Below are 14,186 nucleotides of genomic sequence, written 5' to 3'. Positions count from 1 at the left end.
ACTTTCATCGTTTAACTATTTTTATATTGAATAGGGCTTTTTCCAACAATTTGTTTAAAAACTTTATTAAAGTGACTTTGACTTGAGAATTGTAAAATATCAGCAATTTGAGCTAAAGAGTATTGAGAGTTTTTAATTAAAAATTGAGCTTCTTGGATTTTTTTATGATTAATGTATTGTTTAATTGATTGACCGGTTGTTTTTTTGAATTGGGTTGATAAGTAAGTAGTATTCATCTCTGTTACCTTGGCTAAATCTAATAAAGTAATATTCTTATGTAAATTATGAGAAATATAGTTTTTGCAAATTTTTACCCAATAGGGATTTTGAATATTTCGATAACGTTTAACTAATTGTGTAAAATCAATGATTGCGTCAGAAATAAGTTTGTGAAGTTGATTAATAGTATTAGACTGGTCGACTTTAACAATATACACATCACTTAACGAATAAGCTTTATCGACAGGAACACCGATACTGATTACTCCACGAGTAAATACCGCGATAGCTGCAACAACTTTATATTTAGCTGACTGAAGCTGATTTTTAGATAAATGACGTTCATCTTTGATTTGAAGCAGTTCAATCATTAAGATTCTAGCACTGGTACTATCCTCATTTTGAATATAATTTAGAATTTTTTGTTCATAAGTATAACTAAATTCATGCAAAGGTGTTTCGCGAATTTGAAAGATTTCTTTTTCAAGAGAATTTTCTTGTTTTAAAGGATTATCCTTAGAACCTTTAAAAGTAATTTTTAGTAATTTAGAATCAAGAATTTTACCAGTAATTATTTGATAAATAAAAATAAAATGATTTTTTGTTTCTACAGTAATGCTGGGGAGATTAAAGAAATCATCTAGCGTATACGATGAGATTACATGTTGAAATAACTCGTACTCAGCAGGTGAATCTTGGGTTGTTATTTTTCGATTAAAAATAGGTCCTACACAAATATAAGGAATTTCATCTAGCTTAGTACAAAAAAAGAAATATGTGGCATTTTGATGAAAGTGAATATATATTTCATGCTGTTTCATAATTGTAAAATTGAAAATTTGTTGAAAATAATTTATTTCTAATTTTAAAAATTTTTTTGGAGAAGCAATGATCTTTAAATCAGGAGAAATTAAAAATAGTGGAGTATTTAAATTTTGATAAATAGTGGGAAGTAGATTGATTAATTCTTGTTTCGTTTGAATCATAAAATCATCCTTTCAATATTATTGTATAATGATTTGTTTTTAGAAGATATAAAATTTTAAGAAAAGAGGATAAAAAATGTTTAAAAATAATTTTTTATGGGGTGGAGCTACTGCTGCTAACCAGTTTGAAGGTGGTTATAATTTAGGAGGACGTGGCCTTGCGACATCGGATACTAAAACAAATGGGTCAATGAATAAAAAACGAAAACATAGTTTTTTAGATTCTAATGGTAAGATTGTTTATTTACATGGTAGTGAAAAAATTCCCCAAGCTTATCAAAGTGTTATTGATGAGAAAATGTATTATCCAAGTCATAGAGCAGTGGATTTTTATCATCGTTATGAAGATGATATTGCTTTACTTGCTCAAATGGGTTTTAAGTGTTTTAGAATGTCAATATCATGGACACGTATTTATCCTAGGGGAAATGAAAGCTCACCTAATCAAGCAGGTCTAGATTTCTATGATCATATTTTTGACGAGTGTTTGAAATATGGAATAGAACCAATTGTTACTCTTAATCATTTTGATATGCCAATTTATTTGGCTGATCATCAAAATGGCTGGTTAAATCGGCAAACTGTTGAATATTTTATACAATATTGCAAAACTGTTTTTAAATATTATCGGGGCAAAGTAAAATATTGGATGACTTTTAATGAAATTAATTTGTTAAGGGGATATGATACATTGGGAGTACATGAAATGACCCCCGCTCGCTACTATCAAGCCTTACATCATATTTTCGTTGCTAGTGCAAAAGCAGTTATTTTAGGACATAAAATAGATTCAAATAATCAAATTGGGATGATGTTGGCAAATATTCTTACATATAGTGAAACTTGCAATCCTAGAGATGTTGCTTTAGAATTAGATGTTTCGCGTAAATTAAAATATTTTTACAGTGATGTTCAATGTCGAGGATATTATCCTTCTTATATTGTAAATTCTTTAAAACAGCAAGGGATAACGATTAACAGTTTAGAAGATGATGATAACCTTTTAAAAAATGGTTGTGTTGATTATATTGGTTTTAGCTATTATAATTCTGGAGTAGTAACAACTCGCAAGGATGCCGAAATGACATTAGGCAATGGTATTAAAATGGCAGCAAATCCTTACTTAAAAGAAAGTGAGTGGAAATGGCCAATTGACCCGATAGGATTAAGAATTTCCTTAAATTTATTATGGGATCGTTATCAAAAACCATTATTTATCGTTGAAAATGGTTTAGGTGCAAATGATCAAATTGCTGAAGATGGAAAAATCCATGATGAATATCGCATTGATTATTTAAGAGAACATATTATTGAAATGAAAAAAGCTGTAGATGAAGATGGAGTAGAATTAATTGGGTATACACCATGGGGATGTATTGATTTAGTTTCAGCGGGAACTGGAGAAATGAAAAAACGATATGGTTTTATTTATGTTGATATGGATGATAATGGTAAAGGAACATTAAAAAGAAGCTGCAAAGAGTCATTTTATTGGTATCAAAAAGTAATTAAAAGTAATGGCGAAAGCTTAAGCTAGCTTTAATTGTAAAAAATATGATATAATTTTTATACAAGTTTTTTGGGAGGATAATATATGTTGTTGAAACAAATGAAATATTTTATTAGTGTAGTCGAGTGTAATAGTTTTACAGAAGCAGCTGAACAATGTTATATATCTCAATCTGCAATTTCCCAACAAATTAAAGCATTAGAGCAGGAATTAGGTGTTGATTTGATCAAACGTAATAATCGACAATTTACCTTGACTCCTGCTGGTGAGTATTTTTATCGTCATGGAGTGGAGCTGGTAAGCGAAATAGATAATTTAAAGAGAGAAACTGTACGTCGCGGACAAGATCAGGAGTTATCTTTAAAGATAGGATATTTAAGATGTTATGGAGCTCAAGAATTACATCATGCAATCGCTAAATTTAGCAAAACATATTCCGAGGTATCACTATCAATTGTTAATGGAACTCATGAGGAGTTATATGATCTTTTACGCTCTGGACAAGTTGATTTGGTAATCAGTGATCAACGACGAGCATTTAATGATGATTATTACAATTATGAGTTATTGTATAGTGATTGTTATATTGAGATTTCAAGTCGGCATCCATTAAATCAGCGGGATATTCTAACAATTACTGATTTAAAGAGAAATACCTGTATTTTAATTTCAACTAAAGAACAACAAGAGGTTGAAAAAGATTTTTATCAAAATACACTTGGTTTTGCTAATCAATTTTTATTTGCTGATACTTTAGAAGAGGGACGTTTAATGGTTGTAAGTAATCGAGGATTTATGCCAATTGAAGCAGTTGGAACATTACCACCACCTGCGACTGGAATTACACGAATTCCACTTTATCACCATCACAAGCCATTACAACGTAATTATTGTGCCTTTTGGCATAAGGAAAAGACTAATTATTATATTGAAGAATTTGCTGAATTACTACGTAATTTATTAAATAATGATTAAATATGGCTTATTATATTTTTAGAACTCTTTGGAGTTCTTTTTTCATATAAGTTTTACTTATGAGAATGATTAGCAATTAAAATTGTTATAGTTTTATTAATATTTTAAAATATAACTGTAAAAGAAAGGGTGAGTAAGATGAAAAAAAGTTTGATTGTATACTTTTCGCATCGGAAAGAAAATTATGTAGCAGGTGCTATTAAAGATTTAAAAATAGGGAATACGGAAGTGATTGCTAAAAAAGTTCAAGCCATAATAGGAGCAGAATTATTTGAAATTCATCCTCTTCATGAATATCCGTCTAAATATGATGAGTGTACAAAATTAGCTAAAGATGAACTAGAGACTAATGCAAGACCAAAAATAATAAATATTATTAGTCATTTTGAGGAATATGAAAATATTTATCTTGGCTATCCAAATTGGTGGTCAACGATGCCGATGTGTCTTTGGACTTTTTTAGAAAGTTACGATTTCACCAATAAACACATATATCCATTTTGTACTCATGAAGGAAGTGGGTTAGGTAAAAGTATTAGTGATTTAAATAAAATTTGTCCTAATGCAATAATTCATCAGGGATTGGATATTTTTGGTAGTCAAGTATTTGACAGTGACGAAAAAATATTTAAGTGGTTAAAGGAGAATTGAAATATGGCAATAACTAAAAATGCTCAAAACTATCATGAACGAATGTTTCCAGGCTATGAGTCAAAATTATTAAAAACAGATCCAGAATTTATTGAATTATTTGATAATTTCGCATTTGACGAAGTAGTTAATCAAAATGATTTAGATGATAAAACAAGTATGATTGCAATTTTAGCAATGCTTCTAGGCTGCCAAGGTATTGATGAATTTAAAGCGATGCTGACTGCTGCGTATAATTTTGGTGTAACACCAATTGAAATGAAAGAAATTATTTATCAAGCAACAGCTTATTTAGGGATTGGGAGAGTATTTCCTTTTTTACACGTAGTTAACGATTTTTGTACTAAAAATGGTATTACTTTACCTTTACAAGGACAATCTACGACTAATCAAAGCAATCGTTTAGAAAAAGGAATACAAGCACAGGTTGATATTTTTGGTCAAGATATGTGTGAATTTTATAAAAGTGGAACAGCAGATATAAAACACATCAATTATTGGTTAACAGATAATTGTTTTGGAGATTATTATACTAGAAAAGGCTTAGATTACAAACAGCGTGAAATGATTACATTTTGCTTTTTAGCAGCACAAGGAGGGTGTGAGCCACAGTTGGTATCACATATTGAAGCAAATATTAGATTAGGGAACGATAGAGCTTTTTTAATAAAGGTGATTTCTAGAGGAATTCCTTTTCTTGGATATCCAAGAAGTTTAAATGCTTTACGTTGTATTAATGAAGTAATAAAATAATTTAAAAAGTATATGGGATTCCATACAAATAATGAGGAGGTAGGAAAAGTGAATAAGGAAGTTATGATCGTAACCGGTGCTGGTCAGATTAGTATGGCTATTGCAAGAAGACTTGGATATGGTAAAAAAATTATTATTGGTGATAAAAATATTGATAATGCTAATAGGATTACAAAGATAATGAATGATGCTGGCTTTGATGTAATACCAGTTGAAATGGACTTATCATCTAGAAAGTCTATTTTAAAGATGATTAAGGTTGCTCAGAATTATGGGGAAATTAGTATGCTTGTTAATGGAGCAGGAGTTTCACCTAGTCAAGCATCGATTGAAACAATTTTAAAAGTTGATTTATATGGAACTGCAGTTTTATTAGAAGAAATAGGTAAAGTAATAAAAGACGGTGGAGTTGGGGTGACGATTTCAAGTCAGTCAGGTCATCGAATGCCAGCTTTAGGAGTTGAAATTGATGAAATGCTGGCTATTACAGAAACGAATAAATTATTGGACTTAGAAGTACTGCAGCCACATAATATTCAAGATACACTTCATGCGTATCAGCTTGCTAAACGCTGTAATGAAAAAAGAGTAATGGCTGAGGCAATTAAATGGGGACAAAAGGGTGCTCGGATAAATGCCATCTCACCTGGAATTATTGTAACTCCATTGGCTATTGATGAATTTAATGGTCCAAGAGGAGATTTTTATAAAAATATGTTTGCAAAGTGTCCAGCTGGGCGGCCTGGAACGGCTGATGAAGTTGCAAATGTAGCAGAACTATTGATGGGACCCCAAGGAGCATTTATTACAGGTGCAGATTTTTTAATTGACGGTGGGGCTACTGCTGCATATTTTTATGGACCACTAAAACCAAAAAATAAAAGTTAATTTAAGGAGAAAAGTATGGAATATGTAAATTTAGGAAAAACAGGATTAAAAGTTTCTAAAATATGTTTAGGATGTATGGGATTTGGTGAATTAGATCGTGGGGGAATCCCTGGAAAAACTGCAGAAAAAGAAGCTCGAGAAATTATTAAATATGCGCTAGAACATGGTATTAACTTTTTTGACACAGCTAATTATTATAGTCTTGGTGCGAGCGAAGAAATTCTTGGACAAGCATTAAAAGATTATGCTAATCGAGAAGATGTTGTAATTGCAACTAAATTGTATTACCCAATGTTTGATGGTGTTAATGCAAAAGGATTATCACGTAAAGCTGTTTTTACAGAAGTTGAAAATTCGCTAAAGAGATTACAGACGGATTATATCGATCTGTATATTATTCATCGCTGGGATTATACTACTCCGATCGAAGAAACAATGGAAGCGTTGAATGATTTAGTAAGAATGGGGAAAATTCGTTATATTGGAGCTAGTGCGATGTATGCTTGGCAGTTTGTGAAAGCTAATAGTATTGCAGAAAAGAATGGATGGGCAAAATTTATTAGTATGCAGAATATGTATAATTTAGTGTATCGTGAAGAAGAAAAAGAAATGATTCCAATGTGTCAATACGAAAATATTGCTCTTACACCATTTTCACCACTTGCTCACGGTGTCTTTAATAAGGCGGTTGATACTCCGCGGACAGATGGCTGTGGTAAACTGCAAAATGATTATCAATTAGCTCATGATTGCGAAATCATTAAAAGAGTTTATGAATTAGCTAAAAAATATCAAAAACCAACTAGTCAAATTGCTTTAGCATGGGTTTTAAGTAAGCCATATATTACATCGCCGTTAGTAGGTAGCTCTAAAATTAAATATTTAGAAGATGCTTTACAAGCACTAGATATCGTCCTGACCCCAGATGAGATAGCATATTTGGAAGAACCATATGTGCCACACAATCAATATGGTTTTAGATAATTAATAGAAATAAAAGATTATGAACTTATCCATAATCTTTTATTTTAGACTTAATAAACCCCTTGACTTAAAGTAAAGTTGAAGGGCTATGATAATAAAAAGAAAATTAATAAAAAATGAAAGAGGAAGCCTATATGAAAAAGATAGTCGTTATATCATCAAGTCCTAGAAAAAATGGTAATAGTGAAATTTTAGCTGATCAATTTATCAAAGGTGCGACGAGCGTGGGACACAAAGTAATAAAAATCAATTTAGCAAATTATAGAATTGCTCCATGCCTAGCTTGTGAATACTGTCGAGGACATCACAATAGGTGTGTTTTAAAAGATGATGCGAATAAGGTAATTGAGGAAATTGTTAATACTGGTGTATTTGTAATGGCAACACCAGTTTATTTTTATAGTTTGAGTGCACAGCTTAAAATTTTAATTGATCGTATGTTTGCACGTGAATATGAAATCAGAAATAGCCCTAAACGAAAAACAGCTTATTTAATTTTAACAAGTGGAAGTACTGATCGTGAACAAATGCATGGAACAATTGAAAGCTTTAGAGGGTTTATTAAGGTGCTCAAAAAGGTGGATGAAGGAGGAATTATTTATGGTTTAGGAGCATTTAATAAAGGTGATGCTTACACACACCCAAGTTATGATGAAGCTTATCAAATGGGTTCAACAATATAATTAATTAGATTTCTTATCAGGAGGAATAAAATAGAAAATTATTATAACTATTTTGTAAATAAAGGAAATCATCCAAATAAACTAGATATTTTAAAAGAAGAACATAAATATATTTTTGAATATTTTAATCTCCAGACTGCTGCTTTGATTATGGATAAAATAATTGATGAAGCTAAATATTATAATCGACCATTTGCTGCAAGAATAGTTTATAACAATAAAATAATCAGGCGATGTTTTGTTAATAGTTATAATGAAAAAAGTATTAAATGGTTAGGCCGTAAAGAGCGGGTATGTCTTGAAACAAAACATTCCTCGTATTTTATTTTTCTTGATAATATAGATACCCATAATTATAATCAAATGATTTTTGATGAAGAATATGGTCTTTGTGGGGGAAGTTTTCCTATATTTATAAAAGGAGTACCAGCAGGGGCAATTACTGTTACTGGATTAAGACCTCATGAAGATCACCAAGTCATTGTAAAAGCATTGGAAAAGTTATTTTAATCAGTCATTCATTAGGGTCAATTATGATATTTTTAAGAATTAAGAATAAGATGGATATAGTTTTTGATGCCAATTGATCTAAAAAATAGATAATGTTTATTTAAGGTGAAAACAATTATTATAGCTACAGTTTTAGGAATGATCATTAATGACTATTTTTTACCAAAACCAATTCTTAATTTTATATTGATTGGAATGATACTTTCAGCTGTTTTTGCAAATATGTTTAGTGAGTCTGAACTATCTTCACTAATGCATGAGTTTAATCCAATATTATGAATTGCACGATTAGGGGTAACTTTGATTAGGTGTCCTGCTACAGTCATTAAATATCTTGGTTTTACACTATTACCACATTCTTGAGTATCTTTAGTATTTACTGGAATTGCTGTTTCAACTCCAGCTGCTTAGATTATTCAAAGAACGATTGCTACTGCCGCAGTGATTAATGAATTGATTGGTGTAATATTTGCAAAAAAAAAGGTTTTGAATGGGCCGGAGAATTAACATATAAAAAGGTTTAGGCATATTCTAAGAATACGCCTTTGAAATTTTTTGAATCAGTTAATGCTTTGCTATTAAGAGTTTAAAATAGTTAGATATTCTTTCATGTGTCTTTAAAAAATATAATTGGGAAATACGTTTCATTAAGAATAGAATAAAGGTTGTTCTTAATAATATCAAGAATAATTTTTAAATCATTATCAGCTAAATTTATGTTATGATTAGTATATATTTTTTAAAGACTGTAAGAGAAAGATTTTATGATCAATAATTTATAAGTTTCCAATTTGGCATAAGCATTCCTCTACTTTTTTATAAAATGCTTATCTTAACTGTATATTTATACTATACTGTTAAGAAAATAAAACAACAATATTCAATATCTTTAGATTTATTTAATCATAGATAAATTTGTAATCATTGTATAAAATTGGGAGGAATAATTATGCCAATAAAATATAGAAATACCCTAAGATCTAAAGCTTTGAACAAAGAGGTGCTTATTGAATTATTGAAGAAGAAACCTACACGTAAGATTATAGTCACTGATAATATTAAAAGTGCTAGTATTAGTCGTAGGACTTTTTATGCACATTATTAAGATACAATAGATTTGTCAGAAAGCTTTCAAAAAGAATTTTTGGCTTAACCAAGCAGCTTTACTGAAAAAATAAAGGACGAGGATTAAATGATAAAATAGATCTATTACTCAATGAGGTAATAAGTATCTTAAAAAAGATTATGAAACATATAAGATTTTAGTGAATCAAGATTTTTCATTTTCTTTTTATCAAGATATTAAGAAAGTTATTATTTTACAATTATTAAAAGAGTATTCATGTAGTCAAGAAGTTCGACAAACTTTAAATATTTTTATTTTAGGGCTTGTTGTGTTATTGAGAGAATGGTTAGAAAATCCTGATCTTGAATCGATGGAGGAATATGGGAAAAACTTTTCTTGTCCTCATAAAACTATTTTTAGTAGTAAATCTAGTATAATTTAGATATTTTCATAGTTAATTATGATAATTCAGACATAAATTTTTTTATTTAGAAAAAAAGTTAAATACATTTTAATTAATAGTATAATCGTATTAATTATAAAAATATTGGAGGGTATTATGACAAAGAAAATTATTTTTTTTGATGTTGATGGAACTTTAGTAGATGTTCGACCATCACAAGAATATATTCCTGCTTCGACCGTTAAGGCTGTCCAAGCGACAAGAGCTAAAGGAAATTTATGTTTTTTGTGTACGGGAAGAAGTAAAGCTGAGATTTTTGATCATATCATGGATGTTGGTTTTGATGGAATTATTGGAGCTGGTGGTGGTTTCGTTGAAATTGGAGATCGAATGTTATATCACAAACAAGTTTCTCACACAGCAATCAACCATGTTGTTGATTATTTTGAGGCTAATGAATTTGATTATTACATTGAAAGTAATGGTGGATTATATGCAAGTAAGAATTTAATTCCACGATTAGAAAGAATAATGTATGGGGATTTGGAAAATGATCCAGTTGCACGTAGAACTAAAGCTGAAACTCCTAATCATTTTATTGGATCATTAAAAGAAGGTTATGATCTTCATCGTGATGATGTTAATAAGATTTGTTTTTTGGAAAAAGATAATTTCCCTTTTGAAAAAATAAAAAAAGAATTTGAGCAAGAGTTTAATGTAATTCATTGCACTGTTCCTATTTTTGGTGATAACAGTGGAGAGTTATCGGTTCCTGGAGTTAACAAAGCTTCAGCTATTAATGCTTTGATTGATGAGTTAGGTATCCCTAAAGAAAATACATATGCTTTTGGTGACGGATTAAATGATGCAGATATGCTGGAATTTTGTCAATATGGGATTGCGGTAGGTAATGCTAAAGAGGCATTAAAAGAAATTGCTGATGAAGTGACAGACGATATTAAAGATGATGGTATTTATAATTCAATGAAAAAATATGGTTTAATTGACTAAAAAGTCCTACGTTATGTAGGATTTTTATTTTAAAGACTCTAAATGAATAACTTAAATATGTTATAATAAAGGAGTTATTAAAGGGAGAAAATGTATGGAAAGTAAAAATAATAATTTAAAAGATTTGATTGTATCTGGAAGTTATACAGCTTTTATTAAAGGCGATGACTGGGGATGCGGTGTCAATAAAATATTGCTAAGTCTCGATCATAAAATTGATCAGGTTAATAATCTGAGTTTTGTGGTTAAAGAGAAGAAGTTGACTACAGATTATTGTGATACGCTATATCCGATTATTGAAAGTATTATTTATAGAACTGTAACAAATGTTTATTTAGTAGACTATAGTGGTCAAATAACTAGTGAACCATCTAATTTTATTATGATAGAAATGAAAATCAGTCCAGCAGAAGGAAATCCATTATTGTTTTCAATGCAGACACAATATAATACATATAATGATTTATATGAATTGGACATCATGATAGCTGATGGACATGAAATGACCTCATTAGGTCAAAAAGTTAAACAAATAAATATTGCTAAAAAAATGAAAGATAAGATTACTAGTGCAGATCTGTTTGAAGAAGCGTTATATGAATCTTGTGATGGAGTGAGTTATAAATATGCTGCTTATAATCCTGTGCAAGCAAGTGATACTTTGGTTGTTTGGTTACATGGGCTAGGTGAGGGAGGAACAATTAATACTGATCCTTATATTACTGTATTAGCTAACAAGGTTAGTTCATTAGCGGGTCAAGAGTTCCAAAATACGATTGGTGGGGCTAATATTCTGGTACCTCAGTGTCCAACTTTTTGGATGGATAAAACTGGTGATAGTTTAGCAACTAAATTTACGGAAGCAGATGGGACTTCATATTATTGTGATTCTTTACATGAATTGATTAATTTTTATCGAAAAGAAACTAAAAGTGAGAAAGTTATTATCACAGGATGTTCAAATGGTGGCTATATGACAATGTTGATGGCACTTAAGTATGGTAAAGAATATAATGCCTATGTGCCAATTTGTGAAGCTTTTTTAAATGAAAAAATATCTGATGAAGAAATTAAACAATTAAAAAAATTGCCAATATTCTTTATTTATTCCAGAGATGATGATGTCGTAGCCCCTGAAACCCATGAATTGCCAACGATTAGGCGCTTGTTAGGGGCTGGGGCCAGCAACGTTCATACTTTTGTTTCAAAGCATGTTATTGATACTTCTGGGCGTTTTAATGATAAAGATGGAGAGCCATTACGATATAGTGGTCATTGGTCATGGATTTACTTCTTTAATAATGAGGCAGTATTTGATCGTTGTGGAATTAGAGTTTGGCAATGGATGGCACAACAGTTAAAATAATCTGTAAAGGTAAAAAAGATAGTATCTCTAAAAATGGATGCATTAATTCAAATAAAAGGGTTGTTGTCTATATTTAATTAGATACATTTATTTTTTTAGTAGATTAATTTTTTTGTTACTCTGATAAAGACATATTTATTGATTATTACTTTAAGTTTATTCGTTGAATCGTTTATTATAACTATCGCATTTTACGTTTTTTTATTATATGAAAAGATTTATTAGTAATGTTTACAAAAGAATATTTTGTTAAAAATTAGGGTAATACTTTATATTTTATTGTATATAACTAAAAAATTATTAAAGATAGATAAGGAGGATAAAGATGAAAAAGAAGTATAGATTATTGACATGTTTATTGGTTTTTATGTTGGGGTTAACTGGATGTACTACAGATGGTTATAATATTCCGCAACCACAAGCTGAGGTTGTTCCTGAACATTCTGATTTAAATTTTGAAGATATGAGCTATGAGAGACCAGATATTGATGCAATAAATCAAAAAATAAATGATTTATTAGCGAAGGTAGTGCTAGAAGGAAATCAAGAAGAAATTTTAAAAGGATATGATGAAATATTAAATGATTTAAAAGAGGTTGATCAAATGGAGTCATTAGCATCTATAAAAAATAATATTGATTTGTCAGACTCTTATTATGAAGAAGAATGCCAATTTCTTACTAGTGCTTTTGTGAAACTAGATAATCGTATGAACGAATTAACCGAAGCTATTTTGACAACTTCATATAAAGATGCGTTTGTTAAAAAGATGGGAGAAGATTTTATCGAACGTTATGAGAAGAATAAGAAACTCAATTCTCCAGAAATTGAGGAACTAAGTGAACAAGAAACAGCGCTGATTAATGAATACAGTAAAACTGCTGCTAAAGAATATACTACGATGATCAATGGGCAGAGTAAAACAATTGATGACTTAGATTTTAATAAACAAGAAGATATTGACGGGTATTATGATATTTATGAACAAAAAAATAAAGAGTTAGGAACGATTTATAAAAAATTAGTCAGTATTAGAGTTGAAATTGCGAAAAAATTAGGATATGAAAATTATACGGATTATGCTTATGATTTGTTAGGTCGAGATTTTAGTAAAGAAGATGCAGAAAAATTTGAGGAAGCAGTTTTAGAGTATGTGGCACCACTAGCAGCAAAGATGGATACAAAATATCAAGAAAAATTACAAAAATTGGATACTAGTGAAATTACAGTCGAATCTGGTTTTTCATATTTAAAAACAGCATTAAAACAGGAATTTCCTAAAGCAATGCAAGATGCTTATGATTATATGCAAAAACATCACCTTTACCAAATTGATGACGATTCAAATATGCTCCATGCTGGGTATACGACAATTATTGGGAATGAGCCATTTTTATTTATTAATACTTCAGACTACAAAGATCCTTCAACTTTATTTCATGAATTTGGGCATTATTACAATTTTTATTTGATGGGAGGAACATCTTGGAATGATGGTAATAATCTCGATATTGCCGAGATTCATTCACAAGCATTTGAGCTGTTGATGTTTGAATATTATGATGAAATATACGGTAGTGATGCAAAACTAATGGAGATAAAGGTTATTAATGATATGTTAAATAGCATCTTACAAGGATGCATAGAAGATGAATTTCAACGAAAAGTTTTTGAAAATCCAGATATTTCATTAGAAGAAATGAATACTTTACATGGTCAAATTTATCAAAAATATATGGGTTATCCTTTAGAGTATGAATGGGTCGATATTCATCATCATTTTGAAACGCCGTTTTATTATATTAGTTATGCTACGAGTGCAGTTTCATCATTAGAATTATGGTTAGTAGGTACAAAAAATCGTGAAGATGCATTAAATGCATATCGCAATATGACTCAAAACACTCTCAATGTTGATTACTTAGATGCATTAAAAGACTCAGGTTTCAGTAATCCTTTTACATCTAAAGTAATTAAAAATATTTCTTCTGAAATAAAAAGAGAATTTTTATAATAATAAAAAGCCATTTATTTAGATGGCTTTTTAATTGAAGAATTTTTTGGTTTGTTTTTTGTTGGTGGGCTTGGTTTTATTGGTTGAATAGGTTTTATTATTTTTTTCATTATAACTAGACTCCTCTGTTTAATTATAGCACAGATAAAAATGAAAAATAATCAGTT

14 protein-coding genes are annotated in these 14,186 nt (G+C 29.8%); 12 read left to right on the top strand and 2 right to left on the bottom strand.

Features of this window, described 5'->3' with window-relative positions:
* Window positions 1-11: 11 nt before the first annotated feature.
* Entirely contained in the window at window positions 12-1,205 is a 1,194-nt protein-coding gene (locus KTF99_RS07840; protein ID WP_003537525.1) for an AraC family transcriptional regulator, read from the bottom strand.
* 76 nt (window positions 1,206-1,281) lie between these two features.
* Here KTF99_RS07840 and KTF99_RS07835 point away from each other — a divergent pair, with 76 nt between their 5' ends.
* From KTF99_RS07835 to KTF99_RS07800, 8 genes are all read left to right on the top strand, one after another.
* Window positions 1,282-2,742, top strand: coding sequence for a glycoside hydrolase family 1 protein (locus KTF99_RS07835; RefSeq protein WP_009010020.1), 1,461 nt, complete (start codon window positions 1,282-1,284; stop codon window positions 2,740-2,742).
* 57 nt (window positions 2,743-2,799) lie between these two features.
* On the top strand, window positions 2,800-3,690 hold the full coding sequence (locus KTF99_RS07830; RefSeq protein WP_029480177.1) for a LysR family transcriptional regulator: 891 nt from the start codon (window positions 2,800-2,802) through the stop codon (window positions 3,688-3,690).
* Window positions 3,691-3,828: 138 nt separating this feature from the next.
* Window positions 3,829-4,341 (top strand): flavodoxin, encoded by a 513-nt coding sequence (locus KTF99_RS07825; protein ID WP_003537528.1) that lies wholly within the window; start codon window positions 3,829-3,831, stop codon window positions 4,339-4,341.
* A gap of 3 nt (window positions 4,342-4,344) precedes the next feature.
* Entirely contained in the window at window positions 4,345-5,094 is a 750-nt protein-coding gene (locus KTF99_RS07820) for a carboxymuconolactone decarboxylase family protein (RefSeq protein WP_003537529.1), read from the top strand.
* A gap of 48 nt (window positions 5,095-5,142) precedes the next feature.
* Complete coding sequence (locus tag KTF99_RS07815) at window positions 5,143-5,982, top strand: SDR family oxidoreductase (RefSeq protein ID WP_009300219.1); 840 nt, start codon at window positions 5,143-5,145, stop codon at window positions 5,980-5,982.
* 15 nt (window positions 5,983-5,997) lie between these two features.
* The gene (locus tag KTF99_RS07810; RefSeq protein WP_009010024.1) at window positions 5,998-6,966 is read left to right on the top strand and encodes an aldo/keto reductase; all 969 of its coding nucleotides are present in this window, start codon (window positions 5,998-6,000) and stop codon (window positions 6,964-6,966) included.
* A 134-nt stretch (window positions 6,967-7,100) separates the two neighbouring features.
* Window positions 7,101-7,649, top strand: coding sequence for a flavodoxin family protein (locus KTF99_RS07805; protein WP_029480173.1), 549 nt, complete (start codon window positions 7,101-7,103; stop codon window positions 7,647-7,649).
* A gap of 3 nt (window positions 7,650-7,652) precedes the next feature.
* On the top strand, window positions 7,653-8,159 hold the full coding sequence (locus KTF99_RS07800) for a heme-binding protein (RefSeq protein ID WP_335673719.1): 507 nt from the start codon (window positions 7,653-7,655) through the stop codon (window positions 8,157-8,159).
* Window positions 8,160-8,311: 152 nt separating this feature from the next.
* Here KTF99_RS07800 and KTF99_RS07795 read toward each other — a convergent pair whose 3' ends face one another.
* On the bottom strand, window positions 8,312-8,485 hold the full coding sequence (locus KTF99_RS07795) for a hypothetical protein (RefSeq protein WP_155854213.1): 174 nt from the start codon (window positions 8,483-8,485) through the stop codon (window positions 8,312-8,314).
* A gap of 939 nt (window positions 8,486-9,424) precedes the next feature.
* Between KTF99_RS07795 and KTF99_RS07790 the strand changes: the two genes are divergently transcribed.
* From KTF99_RS07790 to KTF99_RS07775, 4 genes are all read left to right on the top strand, one after another.
* Entirely contained in the window at window positions 9,425-9,667 is a 243-nt protein-coding gene (locus tag KTF99_RS07790) for a hypothetical protein (protein WP_003537537.1), read from the top strand.
* Between the two features lie 117 nt (window positions 9,668-9,784).
* On the top strand, window positions 9,785-10,639 hold the full coding sequence (locus KTF99_RS07785; RefSeq protein WP_029480170.1) for a Cof-type HAD-IIB family hydrolase: 855 nt from the start codon (window positions 9,785-9,787) through the stop codon (window positions 10,637-10,639).
* Between the two features lie 94 nt (window positions 10,640-10,733).
* Complete coding sequence (locus KTF99_RS07780; protein ID WP_029480168.1) at window positions 10,734-12,005, top strand: hypothetical protein; 1,272 nt, start codon at window positions 10,734-10,736, stop codon at window positions 12,003-12,005.
* Window positions 12,006-12,330: 325 nt separating this feature from the next.
* Window positions 12,331-14,019, top strand: a complete 1,689-nt coding sequence (locus KTF99_RS07775) for a peptidase M3 (protein ID WP_029480166.1) — start codon at window positions 12,331-12,333, stop codon at window positions 14,017-14,019.
* Window positions 14,020-14,186 lie beyond the last annotated feature (167 nt).

Source organism: Erysipelatoclostridium sp. MSK.7.34 (assembly GCF_019041935.1).
Classification (GTDB): Bacteria; Bacillota_I; Bacilli_A; order Erysipelotrichales; family Coprobacillaceae; genus Thomasclavelia; species Thomasclavelia ramosa.
The sequence above is the reverse complement of the archived record's forward strand: the minus strand, read 5'-3'. Positions and strand labels throughout refer to the sequence as shown.

Excerpts from the sequence above, each read along its gene's own strand:
- KTF99_RS07840 (WP_003537525.1), bottom strand. The coding sequence starts at position 1,205 with ATGATTCAAACGAAACAAGAATTAATCAATCTACTTCCCACTATTTAT.
- KTF99_RS07835 (WP_009010020.1), top strand. The coding sequence starts at position 1,282 with ATGTTTAAAAATAATTTTTTATGGGGTGGAGCTACTGCTGCTAACCAG.
- KTF99_RS07830 (WP_029480177.1), top strand. The coding sequence starts at position 2,800 with ATGTTGTTGAAACAAATGAAATATTTTATTAGTGTAGTCGAGTGTAAT.
- KTF99_RS07825 (WP_003537528.1), top strand. The coding sequence starts at position 3,829 with ATGAAAAAAAGTTTGATTGTATACTTTTCGCATCGGAAAGAAAATTAT.
- KTF99_RS07820 (WP_003537529.1), top strand. The coding sequence starts at position 4,345 with ATGGCAATAACTAAAAATGCTCAAAACTATCATGAACGAATGTTTCCA.
- KTF99_RS07810 (WP_009010024.1), top strand. The coding sequence starts at position 5,998 with ATGGAATATGTAAATTTAGGAAAAACAGGATTAAAAGTTTCTAAAATA.
- KTF99_RS07805 (WP_029480173.1), top strand. The coding sequence starts at position 7,101 with ATGAAAAAGATAGTCGTTATATCATCAAGTCCTAGAAAAAATGGTAAT.
- KTF99_RS07795 (WP_155854213.1), bottom strand. The coding sequence starts at position 8,485 with ATGACTGTAGCAGGACACCTAATCAAAGTTACCCCTAATCGTGCAATT.
- KTF99_RS07785 (WP_029480170.1), top strand. The coding sequence starts at position 9,785 with ATGACAAAGAAAATTATTTTTTTTGATGTTGATGGAACTTTAGTAGAT.
- KTF99_RS07780 (WP_029480168.1), top strand. The coding sequence starts at position 10,734 with ATGGAAAGTAAAAATAATAATTTAAAAGATTTGATTGTATCTGGAAGT.
- KTF99_RS07775 (WP_029480166.1), top strand. The coding sequence starts at position 12,331 with ATGAAAAAGAAGTATAGATTATTGACATGTTTATTGGTTTTTATGTTG.